At 57.7% G+C, this 20,187-nt stretch carries 16 protein-coding genes; 1 reads left to right on the plus strand and 15 read right to left on the minus strand.

What is annotated here, in order from left to right; all coding sequences use genetic code 11:
• Nucleotides 1–8 precede the first annotated feature (8 nt).
• The 11 genes from cimA to MOMUL_RS00810 form a co-directional block, all read right to left on the minus strand.
• Entirely contained in the window at nucleotides 9–1,598 is a 1,590-nt protein-coding gene (gene cimA, locus MOMUL_RS00760; protein ID WP_062280270.1) for a citramalate synthase, read from the minus strand.
• Nucleotides 1,599–1,601: 3 nt separating this feature from the next.
• Nucleotides 1,602–2,675 (minus strand): 3-isopropylmalate dehydrogenase, encoded by a 1,074-nt coding sequence (leuB, locus tag MOMUL_RS00765; RefSeq protein WP_062280272.1) that lies wholly within the window; start codon nucleotides 2,673–2,675, stop codon nucleotides 1,602–1,604.
• On the minus strand, nucleotides 2,668–3,168 hold the full coding sequence (locus tag MOMUL_RS00770) for a 3-isopropylmalate dehydratase small subunit (RefSeq protein WP_062280275.1): 501 nt from the start codon (nucleotides 3,166–3,168) through the stop codon (nucleotides 2,668–2,670). Before MOMUL_RS00770 ends, leuB begins: the two co-directional genes overlap by 8 nt.
• Nucleotides 3,165–4,430, minus strand: coding sequence for a 3-isopropylmalate dehydratase large subunit (gene leuC, locus MOMUL_RS00775; protein ID WP_062280278.1), 1,266 nt, complete (start codon nucleotides 4,428–4,430; stop codon nucleotides 3,165–3,167). Before leuC ends, MOMUL_RS00770 begins: the two co-directional genes overlap by 4 nt.
• 297 nt (nucleotides 4,431–4,727) lie before the next feature.
• Nucleotides 4,728–6,275 carry a 2-isopropylmalate synthase gene (locus MOMUL_RS00780; RefSeq protein ID WP_062280281.1) on the minus strand — a complete coding sequence of 516 codons (1,548 nt, stop codon included), beginning with the start codon at nucleotides 6,273–6,275 and terminating at the stop codon, nucleotides 4,728–4,730.
• Nucleotides 6,276–6,300: 25 nt separating this feature from the next.
• Nucleotides 6,301–7,983, minus strand: a complete 1,683-nt coding sequence (gene ilvB, locus MOMUL_RS00785; protein WP_062280283.1) for a biosynthetic-type acetolactate synthase large subunit — start codon at nucleotides 7,981–7,983, stop codon at nucleotides 6,301–6,303.
• Complete coding sequence (gene ilvN, locus MOMUL_RS00790; RefSeq protein ID WP_062280286.1) at nucleotides 7,967–8,485, minus strand: acetolactate synthase small subunit; 519 nt, start codon at nucleotides 8,483–8,485, stop codon at nucleotides 7,967–7,969. The genes ilvB (MOMUL_RS00785) and ilvN overlap by 17 nt, the downstream gene beginning before the upstream one ends.
• The gene (gene ilvB, locus MOMUL_RS00795) at nucleotides 8,482–10,167 is read right to left on the minus strand and encodes a biosynthetic-type acetolactate synthase large subunit (protein WP_062280289.1); all 1,686 of its coding nucleotides are present in this window, start codon (nucleotides 10,165–10,167) and stop codon (nucleotides 8,482–8,484) included. The genes ilvN and ilvB (MOMUL_RS00795) overlap by 4 nt, the downstream gene beginning before the upstream one ends.
• A gap of 37 nt (nucleotides 10,168–10,204) precedes the next feature.
• Entirely contained in the window at nucleotides 10,205–11,863 is a 1,659-nt protein-coding gene (ilvD, locus tag MOMUL_RS00800; RefSeq protein ID WP_062280292.1) for a dihydroxy-acid dehydratase, read from the minus strand.
• A 21-nt stretch (nucleotides 11,864–11,884) separates the two neighbouring features.
• Entirely contained in the window at nucleotides 11,885–12,763 is an 879-nt protein-coding gene (ilvE, locus tag MOMUL_RS00805) for a branched-chain-amino-acid transaminase (RefSeq protein ID WP_062280294.1), read from the minus strand.
• A gap of 245 nt (nucleotides 12,764–13,008) precedes the next feature.
• Entirely contained in the window at nucleotides 13,009–14,754 is a 1,746-nt protein-coding gene (locus MOMUL_RS00810) for an L-lactate permease (protein WP_062280297.1), read from the minus strand.
• A 344-nt stretch (nucleotides 14,755–15,098) separates the two neighbouring features.
• On the opposite strand from MOMUL_RS00810, the gene MOMUL_RS17450 reads away from it, so the two are divergent.
• Nucleotides 15,099–15,230: a hypothetical protein gene (locus MOMUL_RS17450; protein WP_269085171.1), complete on the plus strand. Its 132-nt coding sequence runs from the start codon at nucleotides 15,099–15,101 to the stop codon at nucleotides 15,228–15,230.
• Nucleotides 15,231–15,289: 59 nt separating this feature from the next.
• Here the strand turns inward: MOMUL_RS17450 and MOMUL_RS00815 are convergent, their stop codons facing one another.
• The 4 genes from MOMUL_RS00815 to fbp form a co-directional block, all read right to left on the minus strand.
• Entirely contained in the window at nucleotides 15,290–15,508 is a 219-nt protein-coding gene (locus tag MOMUL_RS00815; RefSeq protein WP_062280300.1) for an FmdB family zinc ribbon protein, read from the minus strand.
• A gap of 24 nt (nucleotides 15,509–15,532) precedes the next feature.
• Nucleotides 15,533–16,684 carry an HD-GYP domain-containing protein gene (locus tag MOMUL_RS00820; protein WP_062280303.1) on the minus strand — a complete coding sequence of 384 codons (1,152 nt, stop codon included), beginning with the start codon at nucleotides 16,682–16,684 and terminating at the stop codon, nucleotides 15,533–15,535.
• 450 nt (nucleotides 16,685–17,134) lie between these two features.
• Nucleotides 17,135–18,634 (minus strand): aminotransferase class I/II-fold pyridoxal phosphate-dependent enzyme, encoded by a 1,500-nt coding sequence (locus tag MOMUL_RS00825; RefSeq protein WP_062280306.1) that lies wholly within the window; start codon nucleotides 18,632–18,634, stop codon nucleotides 17,135–17,137.
• Between the two features lie 304 nt (nucleotides 18,635–18,938).
• Nucleotides 18,939–20,078 (minus strand): fructose-1,6-bisphosphate aldolase/phosphatase, encoded by a 1,140-nt coding sequence (gene fbp, locus MOMUL_RS00830; RefSeq protein ID WP_062280309.1) that lies wholly within the window; start codon nucleotides 20,076–20,078, stop codon nucleotides 18,939–18,941.
• Nucleotides 20,079–20,187 lie beyond the last annotated feature (109 nt).

A 20,187-nucleotide genomic window follows, 5' to 3' on the forward strand; every position in this document is an offset into this window, starting at 1 on the left:
CTGGCTTTTTAAGTGGCTGCCGCTTTTTTGTTTAACTCCCGGGACTGCTTTAAGAGGGCGTATTCCATGCTGTCCAGCAGGGCTTCCCAGCTGGCCTCGATGATGTTGGTGGAGACGCCGACGGTATTCCACGAGCTGCTGCCGTCCCGGGACTCAATAAGGACCCTGACCTTGGCGCTGGTGGCATCCTTTTCATCCAGGACCCGCACCTTGTAGTCCGTCAGGCGCATGCGGCCGATGGCCGGGAAAACTTCCTCCAGGGCCTTGCGCAGGGCGTTGTCCATGGCATTGACGGGACCATTGCCTTCGGCCGCCGTATGGACTACCTGGTCACCCACCTTGAGTTTAACAATGGCTTCGGCGATGGCTTCCTGCCCGGGCCGCTTTTCCACCAGGGTCTTGACGTACTCTACTTCAAAGGGCTGCCGGTATTCCCCCGTTGTTTTCCGTAAAAATAATTCCAGGGAAGCGTCGGCCCCTTCGAACTGGTAGCCCTGGCGTTCCATTTCCTTAATGCCGTTCATGACGGCCCGTTCCTTTTCCGGGGAAAGCTCCAGGCCCATCTCTTCTACCTTACAGCGCAGGTTGCTGGCCCCGGCCTGGTCCGACATTAGTATGCGCCGCTCGTTGCCCACCAGCTGGGGGCGGATGTGCTCGTAGGTGTGGGAGGCCTTTAAGACGGCGCTCACATGGATGCCGCCCTTATGGGCAAAGGCGCTGTAGCCGACAAAGGGCTGGTTGCCGGCCGGTACTACATTGGCAATCTCGCTGACATAGCGGGAGACTTCCGTGAGAAAGGTCAATTGTCCGGCGGGCAGGCACTGGTAGCCCATTTTCAGTTCCAGGTTGGGTAATACCGAGCACAAATTGGCATTGCCGCAGCGCTCGCCGAAACCGTTGATGGTCCCCTGCACCTGGCGGCAGCCGGCGGTTACGGCGGCCAGGGTGTTGGCCACGGCCAGGTCGCCGTCGTTATGGGTATGAATGCCCAGGGGTACCTGGAGCTCCTGGCGTACCCGGGCTACGGCGGCGGCGACATCACCAGGCAGGCAGCCGCCGTTGGTATCGCACAGGACCACCCAGCTGGCCCCGGCAGCCGCCGCGGCCTTTAAGGTAGCCAGGGCATAATCGGGGTTGGCCTTGAAGCCGTCAAAAAAGTGCTCGGCATCAAAGATTACTTCCAGGCCCGCCTCCACTAGGAAGGCGATACTGTCGGCAATCATGGCCAGGTTTTCCTCCAGGGTTGTCTCCAGGGCCGCCGTTACATGGAGGTCCCATGCCTTGCCGAAGATAGTGGCCACCTTCACCCCGGCCCGCTTGATGGCCAGCAGGTTGGCGTCTTCCTCAGCTTTCCCGCCGGGCTTGCGGGTGCGGCCAAAGGCCGCGAGTTTAGCCTGCCGCCAGTTAATCTCCCTGGCCCGGAGGAAAAACTCCATATCTTTGGGGTTAGCCCAGGGCCAGCCGCCTTCGATATAGTCCACGCCCAGCCGGTCCAGGCGGGCGGCAATCTTTAACTTGTCTTCTACCGACAGGCTGATGCCCTCACCCTGGCTGCCGTCCCGGAGGGTAGTGTCGTAGACATAGATCTTTTCCGGCATAGGCTATCCCTCTTGCAGCTCCCGCCGTACCAGGGCACCCATTTCGGCCGTACCTACCAGGCTGGTCCCCGGAACGTAGATATCCGCGGTACGGTAACCCTGGGCCAGCACCCGGCCGACGGCTGCCTCCACGGCTGCCGCTGCCCCGTCCATCTTGAAAGAGTACTTGAGCATCATGGCTGCCGAGAGGATGGTCGCCAGGGGATTGGCCTTTTGCTGCCCGGCAATGTCCGGGGCGGAGCCGTGGACCGGCTCATAAAGGGCCACTTGACCGCCAATGCTGGCCGAGGGCAGCATGCCGATGGAACCCGTAAGGACGGAAGCCTGGTCGCTTAAAATATCGCCGAAGGTATTTTCCGTCACAATTACATCAAATTGGGCCGGCCGGCGGACCAGCTGCATGGCGCAGTTGTCGACATACATGTGCTCCAGGGTAACCTCGGGAAACTCGCCTTTCAGGCTTTCCACCGTATCCCGCCACAGCCGCGAGCTGGTGAGGACGTTGGCCTTGTCAACGCTGGTTAAGTGGCAGCGGCGGCTACGGGCTATCTCAAAGGCCAGGCGGGCGATGCGCTCTATTTCCGCCGTGGAATAAAGCATAGTGTCGTAGGCTACCTCGCCTGTGTCCGTCTTTTCTCGCTTTTTTGGGCCGAAGTAGAGGCCGCCCGTGAGCTCCCGGACAATGATCAGGTCAGTGCCGGCAACAATTTCCCGTTTTAAGGGCGAAGCCTCCGCCAGGGGCTCAAAGAGGTAGGCCGGCCTTAAGTTGGCGTAAAGGCCAAGCTCCTTGCGCAATGGCAGGAGGGCGGCCGTTTCCGGGCGTTCCTCTGGCGGCAGGGCATCCCATTTAGGACCGCCCACCGCCCCCAGGAGCACGGCATCGCTCTGGCGGCAGAGGTCCAGGGTTTCCGGCGGTAAAGCCTGGCCGCGGGCATCAATGGCCACTCCCCCTACCAGGGCCTCGGTAAACTGGAACTCTATCCCCGTGCGGCGGCCGACAACCTCCAGGACCTTTACCGCCTCCGGGACAATCTCGGGACCAATGCCGTCACCGGGCAAAACGGCAATTTTATACATGCGCCTTCACCTTCCTGGCCACGTAGGGCATCAGCCCCCCGGCGGCAATGAGTTCCTGCATAAAGGGCGGGAAGGGCGCCGCCTGGTAGGTTTCTCCTTTAGTAAGGTTCACAATTTCGCCCTTCTCGGCGTCAATCTTTACTTCATCCCCGGCGGCTATCCCTGCCGCCGCGGCCGGGGACTCAAAGATGGGCAGGCCGATGTTGATGGCGTTGCGGTAGAAAATGCGGGCAAAGGAGGCGGCGATGACCGCCGCCACCCCGGCGGCTTTGATGGCCACCGGCGCGTGCTCCCGGGAACTGCCGCAGCCGAAGTTTTTCCCGGCCACGATAATCTCCCCTTTTTGCACCCGCCCGGCAAAGGTAGGGTCGGCGTCCTCCATGCAGTGGCGGGCGAGTTCTTCGGGGTCGGAGGTATTCAGGTAACGGGCCGGAATGATGGCGTCGGTGTCGATGTCGTTGCCGAAGGTGTGGCATTTACCCTGAATGATCATTTTACTACCTCCTCGGGGGCGGCGATGCGCCCTTTAACGGCGCTGGCGGCGGCTACGGCCGGGCCGGCGAGATAGACTTCGCTTTCCGGATGGCCCATGCGGCCTACGAAGTTGCGGTTGGTGGTGGCCAGGGCCCGTTCGCCTTGGGCCAGGATCCCCATGTGCCCGCCCAGGCAGGGGCCGCAGGTGGGCGTGGATACCGCCGCCCCGGCTTCGATAAAGATGCTGATGAGCCCTTCGGCCAGGGCCTCCGCGTAGATTTTTTGGGTGCCGGGGATGACGATGAGCCTTACTTCGGGATGGACCTTCTGCCCTTTGAGGATCTCTGCCGCCACCCGCAGGTCCTCCAGGCGGCCGTTGGTGCAGCTGCCGATGACTACCTGGTCGATTTTGATCTCTCCTATTTCCCTTACGCTCCGGGCGTTCTCGGGCAGGTGGGGCAGCGCTACCTGGGGCTCGATGCTACCGGCGTCGATGTCTATTTCCCGGGCATACCTGGCATCCGGGTCGCTCTGGTAGATGCGGTAGTCCCTTTGCAGCCGGCCCCGGATGTATGCTATGGTCTTTTCGTCCACCGGGAAGATACCGTTCTTGGCCCCGGCTTCGATGGCCATGTTGGCCATGGTGAAGCGGCCGTCCATGGAAAGTTCTTTTATGGCTTCGCCGGTGAATTCCATGGCCATGTAGCGGGCGCCGTCGACGCCGATTTGTCCTATGGTGTAGAGGATGAGGTCCTTGCCGCCGACCCAGGGCTTAAGCTTCCCGTGGTAGCGAAAGAGGATGGTCTCGGGTACTTTAAACCACAGCTCGCCAGTGGCCATGGCGGCGGCGAGGTCCGTGGAGCCGACGCCGGTGGCGAAGGCCCCTAGTGCCCCGTAGGTGCAGGTGTGGGAGTCGGCCCCTATGACCAGGTCCCCGGGGCCGACCAGGCCCGCCTCGGGCAGCAGGCAGTGCTCGATGCCCATGCGGCCGATTTCGAAGTAGTGGGCAAGCCCCTGCTCCCGGGCGAAATCGCGTAAGATTTTCGCCTGCTCGGCGGACTTGATGTCCTTGGCCGGGGTGAAGTGGTCCGGCACCAGGACGACCCTTTCCGGGTCGAAGACTTTCTTGAGGCCGAGTTTCTTGAACTCCTTGATGGCCAGGGGGGCGGTGATGTCATTCCCCAGGGCCAGGTCTATCCTGGCGTTGATAAGCTGGCCCGGCTCTACATGATCGAGGCCGGCGTGGGCGGCCAGGATCTTTTCGGTGATGGTCATGCCCATGGAGTTTACCTTCTTCCTGCTAAAGTAACTCTTTTTGGGCTGGCATTTGTTTGCAGCGAGCGACTTGGTCCGAGCGGCGAAGCGGCCGCAGGCTGTGCCGAGGAGCGAGGGCGGGGCCGAGGACAGGAGGTCCGAGGCCGGCCTTTGAGGCAAGGATGCCGAATAGGCCGGGAACCCCGCCCGAGCCCGAGGCAGAGCCCTAGGCCGCTCCGCGAGGACCACGGAGCGAGCGCAAACATAGCCAGCCCAAAATAGTCATGGTTCGCTCCAGCTCTGTTTCGGCTCCGGCTTATCGCCTCATGCTTCCAAAACCTGCAGGTTCTCTTCCCCAATCTCGTAAACGACTTTATTAATCGCGTTCACGTAGGCGCGGGCGCTGGCTTCCAGGACGTCGGTGCTGATGCCCCGGCCGATGAAGACCCGGCCGGCATACTCGACCTTGACGGTTACCTCGCCCACAGCGTCTTTCCCGCCGGTAACGGCATTGAGGGCGTAGGATTTAAGACAAACAGGAATGCGCGTTATCTTGTCGATGGCCTTGAAGGCGGCGTCCACCGGTCCTTCGCCGCAAGCCGCCTCTTCCTTTAATTCCTGGTCCACTCGGAGGCCGATGGTGGCCGTTGGTACCACCCGGTTACCCGTGGAGATGTGGATATGCTCCAGGGCGAATTTTTCGGGTATCTGTTTAACTTCGTGCTCGACAATGGCTTCCAGGTCGCGGTCGGTAATCTCCTTCTTGCGATCGGCCAGTTCCTTGAAGCGGGCAAAGGCTTTGTCGAGTTCCGCTTCATTAAGTTTAAAGCCCAGTTCTTCCAGGCGGCTGCGCAAAGCATGGCGGCCGGAGTGCTTGCCCAGGACAATATTGTTCTGCACCAGGCCGATCATGGTCGGGTTCATAATCTCATAGGTGGTGCGCTCCTTCAGGACGCCGTCCTGGTGAATGCCGGCCTCATGGGCGAAGGCGTTCTTGCCCACGATAGCCTTATTGTACTGGACGGGCATGCCCGTCAGGCTGCTCACCAGCCTACTGGTACGGTAGATCTCCTCGGTGACAATGTTGGTGTGGCAGCCGTAATAGTCGCGGCGGGTATAGAGGGCCATGACCAGCTCTTCCAGGGCTGTATTGCCGGCCCGCTCGCCGATGCCGTTGATGGCCCCTTCTACCTGGAGGGCGCCGTTCTCAATGGCCGCCAGGGAATTGGCCACTGCCAGCCCCAGGTCGTTATGGCAGTGGACGCTGATTTGCACCTGCTCAATCCCAGGTACCCGCCGGCGAATCTCGGCGATAAGGCGGCCGAACTCGGCCGGGGTGGCATAGCCGACGGTGTCCGGGATATTGAGGACGGTGGCCCCGGACTCAACGGCTGCTGCCAGCACCTGGCACAGGAAGTCGATGTCGCTTCTCGATGCGTCTTCCGGGGAAAACTCCACGTCCTGGCAGTAACTTTTGGCCCGGGCCACCCCTTTACGGACGGCGGCCAGGACCTCTTCCCGCGTCATGCGCAGCTTGTATTTTAAATGAATGTCAGAGGTAGCAATAAAGACATGAATCCGCGGCCGCCTGGCTTCCTGCAAAGCCTCCCAGGCGCGGTCGATATCCCGGTCATTGATCCGCGCCAGGCCGGCTATCACCGGGCCCTCCACTTCCCGGGCTATGGCCCGCACGGCTTCAAAGTCCCCGGGAGAGGCAATGGGGAAGCCGGCTTCAATGACGTCAACCCCCAGGCGGGCCAGCTGGTGGGCGATTTTCAGCTTTTCCTCGACGTTGAGGCTTACCCCGGGCGACTGCTCGCCATCACGCAGGGTGGTATCAAAGATATAAATCCTTTTGCTGGTATCCGGCAAGAGACATCAACCTTCCTTGGCCAGTTTATTCCGGTAGGAGCATTTCGTTCAGGGCGGCTCCATTCAGGACCATAGGGTAAACCATTTCCTCTTCGCTGATGAGGCACTCAATAAGGGTGAGACCATCATTCTGCATGGCCTGCGCCAGCACCGGTACCACTTCTTCCTGTTTAGTAATACGCAGGCCGGTTGCCCCGTAGCACTCTGCCAGGCGGACAAAATCGGGGTTGCCCGTGAATTTCACGGCTGTATACTGGCGCTCGTAGTAAAAATGCTGGAGCTGGCGCACCATGGCCAGGCTCTGGTTGTTAAAAAGCAAAATCTTTAAGGGTAATCCCTGCTCCACGGCCGTACCCAGCTCGGCCATCCCCATCTGGAAACTGCCGTCGCCGGTAATGACCCACACCTGCCTGTCCGGCCGGGCGAGGGCGGCGCCAATGGCTGCCGGCAGGCCGTAACCCATAGTGCCCAGGCCACAGGAGGAAATAAAGGTGCGGGGCTCAGTATAGCCGTAAAAGAGGGCCGCCCACATCTGGTGCTGGCCAACGTCGGTGGTAATGATGGCCCGGCCGCGGGTCATTTCTCCCAGGCGTTCGATGACCCACTGGGGCCGCACCTCACCGCCCCGGCCGTAAGTGAGGGGGTAATTATTGCGCAGGGTTTTAACCCGCTCGAGCCACGCCGGGTGCCCGGCTGGCTCTACCAGGGGCAGGAGTTCCTTCAAGACACAGCTGATATCCCCCACCAGGGGCAGGTCTACCCGCACGTTTTTACCAATTTCTGCCGGGTCAATATCCACATGGGCTATTTTAGCCTGGGGCGCGAATTTTTCTATGGCCCCCGTCACCCGGTCGTCAAAGCGCACCCCCAGGCCCACCAAGAGATCGCATTCCATAAGGGCGTGGTTGGCGCAGGGTTTGCCGTGGAGGCCGACCATTCCCAGGGAAAGGGGATTATCTTCAGGAAAAGCCCCCAGGCCGGTAAGGGAGGTGGCCACCGGCGCCTGGATTTTTTCCGCCAGTTCCCGCAGGTACCCTTCCGCCCCGGAAACCACCACCCCCCCACCGGCAAACAGTACCGGCCGCTCGGCTTCCTGGAGGAGCTTTGCCAGGGCACGGAGCTGGCCCGGGTGGCCCTGGTAGGTGGGTTTATAGCCCCGCAGCTCAACCTTCTCCGGAACCGGTGCCCGGCAGGGAGCCAGGGCTACGTCTTTAGGGAGATCCACCAGCACCGGCCCCGGGCGACCGGTGCTGGCGATATAAAAGGCTTCTTTGACAATACGGGGCAGTTCCTCAACATCCTTGACCAGGTAATTATGCTTGGTAATGGGAATGGTGATCCCGGTAATATCGGTTTCCTGGAAGGCATCACTGCCGACCTGAGAGGTTGGTACCTGGCCGGTAAAGATTACTACCGGCACGGAATCCATGTAGGCCGTAGCAATCCCCGTTACCAGGTTGGTGGCCCCGGGACCGGAGGTGGCAAAGCAGACGCCCGTCCTACCGCTGGTGCGGGCGTAACCGCTGGCGGCGTGGACGGCATTCTGCTCCTGGCGGACCAGGATATGACGGATGGAAGTCCGGGCCAGTTCATGGTACAGGGGCAGGACGGCGCCGCCGGGATAGCCGAAGACCAGTTCCACGCCTTCGGCCTGCAGGACCTCCATTACAGCCCGGGCACCGGTGCGTTCCCTAGACTCCTGTCCCATCGCCGCTGGCCTCCATTCCCTTTGTTCTCGCTCCCCGGAGCATGGCGATTTTACCTGTGCGTACTACTTCCCTGATACCAAAGGGGCGCAGGGAGTTTTCCAGGGCATCAATCTTGTCGGCATCGCCGGTAGCTTCGATAATCAGGCTGTTGCGGGCAATATCGACGATCCGCGCCCGGAAGATGTCAACTATCTGCATAATCTCGCCCCGGACCGCCGGCTCGGCATTAACCTTGATGAGCATCAATTCCCGGCCCACATGGGGATCATCGGTTATATCGCTGAGCTTGATGACATCGATGAGCTTATTGAGCTGTTTGCAGACCTGCTCGATAATCTGCTCATCGCCATCCACCACGATAGTCATGCGGGAAATAGATGGGTTCTCCGTACGGCCTACGGCCAGGCTGTCGATATTATAACCCCGGCGGCTGAAGAGGCCGGCCACCCGGGTTAAAACCCCGGGGCGATTTTCCACCAGAACCGAAAGGGTGCGTTTCACTCCTGCCTACCTCCCGTCACCATTTTGTTCAGGGTACCACCCGGGGGCACCATGGGGAAGACGTTTTCTTCCCGGTCGATTAAGATATCCACCAGGAAGGGGCCATCTGTCTCCAGGGCCTCCTGCAGGGCCGGGACGACTTCCTCCCGGGCAGCCACCAGCCGGGCCGGCAGCCGGTAAGCTTCAGCCACCTTGACAAAATCCGGGTTGCCGGCCAGTTCGGAATAAGCGTAGCGCCGGTCAAAGAAGAACTCCTGCCACTGGCGCACCATACCGAGATAACCGTTATTGAGGAGGATAATTTTCACCGGGATGCGGTAATGGCTTAAGGTGGCCAGTTCCTGGATATTCATCTGGAAGCTGCCGTCCCCGGTAATGGCCACGACGGTTTCATCAGGCCTGGCTACAGCCGCCCCCATGGCTGCCGGGACGCCAAAACCCATGGTCCCCAGGCCACAGGAGGAGAGGAAGGCCCGCGGTCGATCCACGGGGTAATACTGCACCGCCCACATCTGGTGCTGGCCTACATCGGTGCTGATAATGGCCCGGCCCCGGGTTAGGCGGTATAATTCCTCAATTACATACTGGGGTTTCAGGCCGCACTCATCATAGCGTAAGGGATGCTCTTCCTGCCAGCGCCGGATTCTTTGGCGCCAGGCCGGGCGCTCCCTTTTCTCAGGCAGTCTGGCCAGTAAGGCCTGGAGGGCCTGGCGGGCATCAGCGACAATGGGGATGTGGGCCGGGACAACTTTGCCGATCTCGGCCGCATCAATATCAATATGGATGATTTTCGCTCTCGGGGCAAAGGCCTCAATTTTCCCTGTCACCCTATCGTCAAAGCGGACACCGACACCGATAATCAGGTCCGTCTCACAGACGGCGTAGTTGGCGGCGGCCGTACCATGCATCCCCACCATACCGGCAAAGAGGGGATGGGTCTCTGGGAAGGCCCCTTTGCCCATCATGCTCATGATGACGGGAATATCCTGCTCTTCGGCCAGCTGCCGTACTTCTTCATGGGCCCCGGAAGTAATCACCCCGCCCCCGATAAAGAGCAGGGGTTTCTCGGCAGCTTGAATAGCAGCAGCGGCCTGGGCTACCTGCAGGGCATGGGGTTCCACCCGGCTGCGGTAGCCGGGCAGGCGTAACCGCGGCGGGTAGTGAAAGGCCGCCCGCTGGGTGGTGATATCTTTGGGAATATCAATGAGGACCGGCCCCGGCCGGCCGGTAGTTGCTACGTAGAAGGCCTCATGGATAGTTGCCGCCAAGTCCCTGATGCTTTTCACCAGGTAATTGGCCTTGGTAACAGGCATGGTGATGCCGGTAATATCGGCTTCCTGGAAGGAATCCCGGCCAATCATGGCCAGGCCGACCTGGCCGGTGATGGCAATAATGGGAATAGAATCCATATAGGCGTTAGCTATCCCTGTGACCAGGTTGGTAGCCCCCGGTCCGGAAGTAGCTATACAGACACCCGGTTTCCCGGAGGCACGGGCATAGCCTTCGGCGGCATGGGCGGCTGCCTGCTCATGGCGGGTTAAAATATGGCGGATACTGGCTACTGCCAGTTCGTGGTAAAGGGGTAAAACCGCCCCGCCGGGGATACCAAATACAGTATCCACACCTTCCGCCTGCAGGGCTTTAATGATGATTTCGGAACCGGTTAATTTTTTCGTTTCCACGCGATCCCCAATGGTTGAAGCACTCCTTTGCGCTTTTTTACTCCAATACCGCACCCTTAGCCCCGGAACCCACCATCCGGGCATAGCGGGCCAGGTAACCGCTGGTGATCTTCGGCGGCGGTGCCTGCCACCTGGACCGGCGGCGGGCAATTTCTTCTTCCGGTACTTTTAATTCTAACTTGCCGGCCTCAATATCAATGGCAATGATATCTCCTTCTTCCACCAGGGCAATGAGGCCCCCTGCCGCCGCCTCCGGCGAGACATGGCCGATGGAGGCGCCGCGGCTGGCCCCTGAGAAGCGACCGTCGGTAATCAAGGCCACGGAGCTATCCAGGCCCATACCGGCCAGGGCGGCTGTAGGGCTGAGCATTTCCTGCATACCTGGGCCACCCCTGGGGCCTTCATAACGGATAACGACGACATCACCGGGCTTAATCCGTTGCCCCATAATGGCCGCAAAAGCCTCTTCCTCGCTGTTAAAAACCCGGGCCGGCCCTTCATGCTGCATCATCTCCGGCAGGACGGCACCCTTTTTCACCACCGCTCCTTCCGGGGCGAGATTCCCGTACAGGATGGCCAGGCCACCTTCAGGGCTGTAGGGATCCTCGACGGGCCGGATTACCTCCCGTCGCTTTACCTCCCGGCCGGTAACGTTGTCCGCCACCATTTTACCGGTTACCGTCAGGGCGCTGCCATCAATCAGGCCATGGCGGTAAAGCTCATGCATCACCGCCGGGATACCGCCGGCTTCATCCAGGTCCTGGATATGCTGGCTGCCAGCCGGGCTCAGTTTACAGATCTGGGGCGTCCGCCTGCTAATGGCGTCGAAGGTGCTCAAATCCAGCTCCACGCCCGCTTCCCTGGCAACGGCCGGCAGGTGGAGGCAGGTGTTGGTGGAACCACCCAGGGCCATATCTACAGCAACGGCATTGTGAAAAGCAGCTGTTGTCATGATATCCCTGGGTCGAATATTTTCCTTCAGCAATTCCATAATGCGCATCCCGGCCTGCTTCGCCAGGCGTACGCGGGCCGCGCTAACGGCTGGGATGGTACCATTACCAGGCAGGGCCAACCCTAAGGCTTCCGTCATGCAGTTCATGGTATTGGCCGTAAACATCCCCGCACACGAACCGCAGCCCGGGCAGGCGCAATCCTCCAGCTCGGCCAGTTCAGCTTCGGCCATCTTACCAGCCTGGGTGGCGCCTACAGCCTCAAACATGGTGCTTAGGGAGACATCCCTGCCCCGGTAGCGACCGGCCAGCATGGGGCCGCCGCTGACAAAAATCGAAGGGATATTTAGACGGGCCGCAGCCATGAGCATGCCCGGGATGATTTTATCGCAGTTGGGTATAAATACCAGGGCATCAAAGGGATGGGCAATGGCCATGACTTCAATCATATCGGCAATGAGCTCGCGGCTGGCCAGGGAATACTTCATGCCCACATGGTTCATGGCCAGGCCGTCGCAGACACCAATGGTGGGAAACTCCAGGGGCGTCCCGCCGGCCAGGCGGACCCCGGCTTTAACTGCTTCGGCCAGGGTATTTAAGTGAATATGACCGGGAATAAGTTCGTTATGGGCGTTGACAATACCTATAAGCGGGCGTTCTATTTCGGTGTCGGTCAGGCCCATGGCCTTTAAGAGCGACCGGTGGGGGGCCCTGGCCAGACCCGTTTTCATAGCATCACTGCGCATGGTTTCTCCCCTAACCTTTAACTAAATAAAGATTTCCGGGCCATCTGTTTTTGTCAGTTCCCTGAACCTGGCGATGAGATCCCTGGTGATGGGTCCCGGTTGGCCATCCCCTATGGCGCGACCGTCTACCTTGACAACCGGGATGACCTCTGCCGCCGTGCCTGTGAGGAAGCATTCGTCGGCCGTATAAACATCATGACGGGTAAAGACCTTTTCATAAACAGGTATCCCGGCCCCGGCGGCCAGCTCCATAACGGCATTACGGGTAATGCCTTCCAGCAAGCCCACATAAGGCGGCGGGGTAATCAGCTGGCCGTTTTTGACGATAAAAATATTATCGCCTGTAGCTTCGGCTACATAGCCTTCTTTGTTGAGGAACAGGCCTTCCGGGGCCCCGGCCCGGGTGGCTTCCATCTTGGCGATTATATTATTAAGGTAGTTTAACGATTTAATCCGCGGATCCAGGGCGTCGGGGGCGTTACGCCGGGTACCCAGGGTTACCAGCTCCAGGCCCCTCTCGTACAGTTCCGCCGGGTAAAGTTCAATGGCCGCGGCGATACAGAAGACTGAAGGCCGGGGACACTTGCGGGGATCCAGTCCCAGGTCTCCTTTGCCCCGGGTAACCACCAGGCGGATATAGGCATCCCGCAAATTATTGCGCCGGCAGGTTTCCAGGACTATCTGCGTCATCTCTTCCTTGGTCAGGCCCGGGTCGAGGTTGATATGCCGGGCGGACTCATAAAGGCGGTCGATGTGCGCCTTCAGGCGGAAGACCCGCCCGTGGTAGGCGCGTATCCCTTCAAAGACCCCATCGCCATAGAGCAGGCCGTGATCGAAAACAGACAACTTTGCCTCTTCTTCGTCCACATACTGGCCGTCAAGATAGATAATGAGCCCCACGCTTCTTCCTCCTCATTTTCTACCGGTCAGTGGCAGTTTTTAGGCCGGCGCGACAGGAGCCGCAAAATATGTTTATGTTTCAGTATAAATAACCATAAATTAAGTGTCAAGGATTTTTCAAAAATACCCCTATACAACATTAAGTCCCGGTAAAACAAAAACAGCTTCGCACGAAAGTGGTCCTGATAAAAAGAAAAGGCTACTCCCGTTCAGGAGTAGCCCGGCAGTTTAACCCGCAAGGGTTATTATGGTGTAAAGGGCACCTGCATACCCGTAAAGACGTAAGCCTGCAGCCAGATCAGACCACTTAACAGGATGGCCAGGGCCAGGCTGTGCCAGACCACGTTGCGGAAGATGGGCCCGACTGCTGCCATGCCTTCTTCATGGTCTTCATAACAGGCCACCGTGGAAACCACGATGCTCTGGGCGTCAATCATCTTACCCATAACACCGCCGGTACTGTTGGCCGTCACTATGAGGACCGGGTTCAAGCCCAGCTGCTCGGCCGTGATGCGCTGCAGGCTGCCGAACATGGCATTGGATGAGGTATCGCTGCCTGTCAGGAAGACCCCCAGCCAGCCGAGCATGGAGGCAAAGAAGGGGTAGGCCGCCCCCGTCCTGGTAAAGGCTAGGCCCAGAATGGCGTCGGTACCGGCATAACGGGTGGTATAACCCAGGCCCACGACAGTCGCGATAACGGTAATGGGAACCTTCATGCGGACTACTGTGCGCCGGAGGGTTTCCGACCACTGGGCCGGCGTCAGCCGCAGCACGAAAAAGCCTGAAATCAATGCTGCCACCATTATGCCGGTACCGGCAGCCGACAGCCAGTTAAAAACATAGATTGCCGCCTCTAATTCCGGCTTGTTGCCGTGTGCTACAGGCGGCGTGCGGAAAACAAGACCGTGGAGATAGGGCATATTGATTTTGGGGGCAGAAATTTTATTAAGAAATGCTTTCCAATCGCCCATACCCCAGAGGAAAACTGCTGCCGCCAGCAGCACCCAGGGCAGCCAGGCCTGGATTAACTCGCCTGTTGTATACCTGGGCAATTGCTGCTTCTTAACGGCCACAGCGCTGGTCGCTGCTGCTTCACTACCGGCAAGGGCATCTTCCGTAGCAATAATGTGCCTGGGTTGCCATATTTTGAGGAAGAGGGCTGTTGCCACCATGCTGACGATGCCGCTGGCAATATCCACCAGCATGACGTTGCCGGCCTGGGACATGGCATACTGGGTCAAAGCAAAGGAAGCGCCGCATACCAGGGTGGCCGGCCAGACCTCCCACACGTCCTTCCACTTACCTTTATCCATAAAGACCAGCGTAGCTACTAGCCAGAAGGGGACGATGATCGAGAAAAAGGGTAACTGGCGCCCGGCCATCTTGGTAATCAGTTCAGCGGGGATACCACTGACATTGCTCAAGGTAAGAATAGGGGTGCCGATGGCTCCCCACGCCACCGGCGCCGTGTTGGCGATCAGGCAAATCACGGCCGCGGTCAGGGGCCGGAATCCCAGGCCCACCATCAGGGCGCCGGCCACAGCCACCGGGGTGCCGAAACCGGCCGCACCTTCCATGAAAGCACCGAAGCTAAAGGCCACCAGCAATGCCTGCAGGCGCCGGTCGGGGGAAATACTGGCCACGCTATTCTTGACGATTTCAAATTTTCCCGTTACCAGAGTCATTGTATAAAGGAAAATTGCCGAAAAAACAATCCAGCCAATGGGCAGCAGGCCATACATAGCACCCATGACAAAAGCACTCAGGGCTGACGGCACCGGCATTTTCATTACCAGTACTGCCACCAGGATACCGACAACAGCCGCGCTGATAGCTGCATAAGGTGCAAAAATACCACGCTCGGTCCGGCCATACTTATCCTTATGGGGATGAATGGCCAGCAAGTACAGCAGGACGACAATGGGCAGGGCGGCCACAACGGTAGATAAAAAAACGTTGTTCAGCGGGTTATAATTCTGGAAGTACTGCAAATAATAACCCTCCTCTCAATTTTCCCCCAAGAATAGTGGAAAACAAAAATAAAGTCATTTTTAAATGATTAACATTATAACATTCTCACCCCCCTGATTAAATTTATGCCACCAGTAGGGAAACGCCGGCTCACATTAATCCCCACGGCGTAACTGTCCTGCTGGTTAGACCAGGTTTAGGTACTATAATATATTCAACAAGGGACCAGATTTTCCTGCTGAATGATGAAAAAATTTTTATTTCACCTTAAACTTGTGATAACTTGAACACATATGGCCTCCGGTATAAATAAAATTCTTTGTTGCATACTAAGTTTAAAATTACAAAGGAGGACCTGTCATTTATGGCCGGATTAAACGATTTAGAAATCGCCCCCTTGACTGAAGAGCAGATCAAACGCCTGCAGGAAGCCGAAAAGCTGATCAACGCCGCCGGCAACCAGGACATCTACCTGATGGCCTTGAAGAAAAAGTAAACCAAAAATAATAACCCGGGCCAAGTCCCGGGTGTAGTGGTTGCCCCTGACCGGGGTTTTTAATGACAACCGCTGCAGCTGCTGCAACTACCACCGCTGCAGCTGCTGCCGGAAGTAGCCGCGCCCGGCTCACCTTTGCGGACATATAAAAAACCGGTAAAACGCTGGCTTACCTCGCCGCCGCACTCCGGGCAACGGACTTTATCTTTATCCTTAATGGCTACAAACTGGCTGAACAGGTGCCCGCATTCTTTGCACTTAAAATCATAAGTCGGCATGGCTTCATCTCCTTCCCCTAATGATTATAACACCCGGTAACCCTCGTTGTCACCCTCAGCAACCTTAAGATCACAGGTTAAGGGTAGTGAAGCCTCTGCCGGCAGGAGATGGCTAACATAATAGTCCATTTCTACCGCCAGGTCAAGGGTCAGTTGTTCGCTATAAGGTTCTCCGGAAGGCCGGTAAAGGAGGCGTACCCGGGGCCGGTGAGAATGTCCCCGGGCCGTGCCCGTTACTACACCGACATCGCCGCTGTTCAGTTGCACCAGGGTCCCCACCGGGTAAGCAGCCACATTGGCCAGGAAGGCTTTAACTATCTCGAAATCATGGGTAAAATTGCCCGACCCGGCCAGCATTTCATAGGCCTCATGGGGTGGGTAGGCCCGGCGGTAGACCCGGTCGGCCGTCAGGGCATCATAAACATCCACTACGCCGGTAATCCGGGCAAATTCATGGATTTCCTGCCCCTTTAACCCCTGGGGATAGCCGCTACCGTTATAGCGCTCATGGTGTTCCAGGGCCACCCGGGCTGAAACCAGGCTGACTTCCTTCTGCATCCGGAGAATATCAAAACCGCACTGGGCATGGCGGCAGACCAGTTCATATTCCTCCATGGTCAGCTTCCCGGGTTTATTAAGGATATGCAGGGGTACACAGGTCTTACCAATGTCATGAAGCAGGGCTCCCACGCCCAGGTGTAGCAGGGCCTCGCGGCTGTAACGCAGGGTTAAACCAGTAACCAGGGCTAAAATACAGACATTAACGGAATGGGCAAAGGTATAATCATCCATGGCGCGGATATCGGTAAGATTAAGCATAAGTTCTTTGCGGTTTAAAAGGTCCTCGAGCAATCTGCTGACTATCCGCTGGATGCGTCCCGAATCTACCAGCAGGGGCACATGGCTTTTTTCCCAGCCCTGGTAATTGCCGAAGAGTTCCTTCACAGCCCTGACGGCTGCCAGGCGGGTCTGCTCACTGACCATATCTTCTACTTCCAGGTCCCCCAGGAGTTCATCGCGAATATATACCGCCGGCACGCCCAGTTCTTTTAAGCGAATTATGTAGCTGGGCTTTAAAACTACCCCTTTATTCAGTAATACCTGCCCTTCGGCACTGTAAATGGCCCGGGCCACTACCATCCCCGGTTTTAAACTATCTACCGATAGCTTACGCAATACCGGCACTCCCCATTTCCCGCCGCGCCGTTATTTCGACACCGGTAACGTAAAATCCTTCCTGTAAGGGCCGACCTGGCCTGTCTGCCAAAGAGACCAGCAGTATGTAATATCGACCGGAGGCGTCCTGACTTAAGCAGGATAATAACACCCGGCAGCGGCGGCAGCCTGCCCCGGAAAAAAGTAACCACCCTTTGTGAGGGTGGTTGCGTTTTTATCGGGATTGCTGGTTATGGGGGAAAATGTTATAACCCGGGTCTTTTTGCTGGCGGTAAAGGTAATAGCCCAGGGCCAGTACCGCCCCGCCGAGGATTACTATCCCGTAAATCACTCCCTATCACCCCCAGCTTTTGTTTCAGCCACCTATCACTGGCTCCCGCAGCAGGAGAGTTTCCTCCTGCTTTCTACCACCAGCTTTAGTATAAAAAACCTGCCGGGTGGTGTCAACGTTCATGCCAGCCCGGCCCGGCTGGCCTTTTCGTGTTCCATGAGGCTCACCGTATCCTTGAGGATGCGGATGAATTTCAGTTCCGGGTCTTCCGGTCCCTGGAGGTCGGCATGCTCGTTCTTAAGCAAGTTGACATAGTCTATAATCTCCCGGGTGATGACTTCTCCCGGGCAGACCAGGGGAATACCCGGCGGGTAGGCCGTAATGGCTTCGGCGCTGATTTCCCCTTCGGCGTACTCCAGTTCAATGCTGCGCGTCTGGCTGTAGAAGGCCGCCCGGGGCAGCACTGCCATCCGCGGAAGGGCCGGCAGGGGTGGACAAAAACGAATCACGTTTTTTAAAGAGCGTTTCCTGGCAATATCCTGGAAGGCAGCAACCAGGCGGCCGGCCGTTTCCCGGTCATCACCAATAGAAACAAGCAACAGGACATTGTAGAGGTCGGAAAGCTCTACCTGGATCTTGTATTCCCGGCGCAAAATGGCTTCCATCTCATAGCCAGAAAGGCCCAATCCCTGGACGTTGACGGTGATTTTGGTCGGGTCCAGGGCGGTACAGCCGGGCAGGGAGGTTACTTCGTCTCCCATAATGTTCAGGCCTTCGATCTGGGAAAGTTCCCGGCGTATCCACCAGGTTATTTCTAAGGTGCGCTCTAAAAGCTCCCGTCCCCGGAGGGCCATCTGTTTGCGGGCCACATCCAGGGAAGCCAGTAAAATATACGAAGGGCTTGTGGTCTGGGAAAGGTTGAGGACGGCCTTAATATGCTTGGGATCCAATCTCTCCCCCTGGAAAAGGAGAAAAGAACTCTGAGTCATAGACCCGGCTAATTTATGGGCGCTCACGGCCGCGAGATCCGCCCCCGCTGCCATGGCCGACAGGGGTAGCGCCGGGTGGAACGGTAAATGGGCACCGTGGGCCTCATCCACCAGCACGGGCACGTCAAACTCGTGGGCTACAGCTACTATTTCCTTCAGGGGCGGTACTGTCCCGTAGTAATTGGGGCTAATGACAAAAACCGCCTTGGCGTCGGGGTGGTCCTTTAACGCCCTTTCTACCTTCTCCGGCGTTACCCCCATGGAAATGCCGTAATCCTCGTTAATCTCCGGTTCGATATAAACAGGGTGAGCCCCGCTTAAAATAAGGCCGCCCAGGGCCGACCGGTGGGCATTGCGGGGGATAATAATCTTGTCTCCCGGCTGGCAAACGGCCAGGATCATGGCCTGGATACCGGAGGTAGTACCGTTTACCAGGAAAAAGGCATAATCCGCCCCGTAGGCAGCCGCCATCAGAGCTTCTGCCTCCCGGATAACATCCCGGGGATTGCAGATATTATCCAGTCCGGGCACACAGGTCAGGTCCATGGCCAGGACCCGCTCGCCGACATACTCTTTAAATTCTGCCAGGGCCCGGCCCTGTTTGTGACCGGGTACGTGAAAGGGAATAACTCCTTCTTCAATATACTGTTTGATGGCCGTAAAAACCGGTGTCCTGGTCTGGTCCAGCATGACAAAAGCCCCCTATCATGCTTTGCAACAGAATTTATTACACCACAAAAGGCGCAGGAATGCAAGCAGAATCTTTCTTTATATTTCTATGGGCTTTAGCCATGCCGGGTTACCCCTAAAATAAAAGGGAGCCACCACCCGGTGACTCTGGTATTTGCCGGCTTTTGTTTTCGCATCGCTCCATGGCCCTCGCGGAGCGCCCAGCACTCAGCCTAAAATTTTGCATGCTTACTTTCGGGTTGGCCAGGATAATTAGAGGGCCAGGTTGAGTGCTGGGTCAGCCGTGAGGCTCCGAGCTCCCGATTTACTTCGCCCCCAGTTCAGCTGCAAACCTTCTGGTCTCTCCATCCCTGCCCACTTTAACAAAGCGGCTCTTCAGTTTAGCCATAACTTCGGGCATGGTGGTATATTCCATATCCTCCAGGGGCAGGCGGTGGGGTTCGAAAGGCCCCAGGGAACGCAGGTAATTGGCAATTTCGTTGGCCGTCTGGCGGGCCTTATCAAAGGCCACATCAGCGAAGAGATCCTGGGGACCCACCAGGCGTCCCTGGGCCAGCTGGAAGCCCATGGCTACCACCCGCGGTGGCCCGTCAAAGCGTGTCGGCGCCGATTGGTTAAGCCCCACAGGCATCAGGGGACCGATATGGGAACCGCGCATCCAGCCAGCCACCAGGTGGGGACTGGCAAAGGGTTCCAGGGCTTCTCCTACGGCCGGCAGGCCGCTCTGGCAGCGGACAATGCACACCGGGTCATCCTTACCCACATAACGCCCGGCCATGAGGTTCAAGCGCTGGGTACTGGACACGGCGGCGATTTCGCCTGTGGTTTTAGAATAAACAGCCTTGATGCAATAGCGCCCCGGAGCGCCAATGAAGACCAGGAGGTCGTAGAGTTCTTCGGGTAAAGAAAACTCCACCCGCTCATTTTTAATCAGGTCGTAAACCTCAAAGCGGAAGCCCTGGTGCATCTTGGGATCGATAACCAGGCCGATGGTATTGAAGGGATCGGCAAACATCTTGTAGAGGGGAAAGTTCCAGGCGCCGGGTTCAGTCTTATCGGCGGCAAAGACAATCACCGGCTCACTCTTACGTTCCTCAAATTCCATTTCTGCAACCCCGGGACCCATACCCTTAACGTTGCCGGAGAAGGCGTCGGAAAGGAGATCCTGGCCGGCACCGTAAAGTTTCAGCTCCCGGGCGACCTCGGTACATTGAAGAAAAACATTCCAGGCCAGGTGATGAATTTCCGGGCAATCAACGCCATATTTATGGGTCATGATGAGGTTAATATCATCACCCACATGGGCCACCCGGTAATCTATCAACAGCTTGCTGGCGGCCAGGCAGCGCTCAGCCGTCTCCAGGAGCCGCGGGTGGACGCTGGAATGCCCTACATAGCCACCAATATCAGCCTTAATGACGCTTAAAGTGATCTTTTCACCCAAGGTTACATAACCCCCTTATCCCGTAATAAAAATAATTGTGTTATACTATATGCTCTTTTATTCGATATAGAATAGCAGATTCCTCTATTCGAAGTAAATTTTTTGGGAT

Origin of the sequence: Moorella mulderi DSM 14980 (assembly GCF_001594015.1) — a bacterium.
Lineage (GTDB): Bacteria > Bacillota > DSM-521 > Neomoorellales > Neomoorellaceae > Neomoorella > Neomoorella mulderi.

Coding starts and splice junctions, on each gene's coding strand:
- leuC (WP_062280278.1), bottom strand. CDS start 4,430: ATGGGCATGACCATCACCGAAAAGATCCTGGCCGCCCACGCCGGCCTC.
- leuB (WP_062280272.1), bottom strand. CDS start 2,675: ATGTATAAAATTGCCGTTTTGCCCGGTGACGGCATTGGTCCCGAGATT.
- ilvD (WP_062280292.1), bottom strand. CDS start 11,863: ATGCGCAGTGATGCTATGAAAACGGGTCTGGCCAGGGCCCCCCACCGG.
- MOMUL_RS00825 (WP_062280306.1), bottom strand. CDS start 18,634: ATGCTGGACCAGACCAGGACACCGGTTTTTACGGCCATCAAACAGTAT.
- cimA (WP_062280270.1), bottom strand. CDS start 1,598: ATGCCGGAAAAGATCTATGTCTACGACACTACCCTCCGGGACGGCAGC.
- MOMUL_RS00815 (WP_062280300.1), bottom strand. CDS start 15,508: ATGCCGACTTATGATTTTAAGTGCAAAGAATGCGGGCACCTGTTCAGC.
- ilvB (WP_062280283.1), bottom strand. CDS start 7,983: ATGGGACAGGAGTCTAGGGAACGCACCGGTGCCCGGGCTGTAATGGAG.
- MOMUL_RS00770 (WP_062280275.1), bottom strand. CDS start 3,168: ATGATCATTCAGGGTAAATGCCACACCTTCGGCAACGACATCGACACC.
- MOMUL_RS17450 (WP_269085171.1), top strand. CDS start 15,099: ATGGCCGGATTAAACGATTTAGAAATCGCCCCCTTGACTGAAGAGCAG.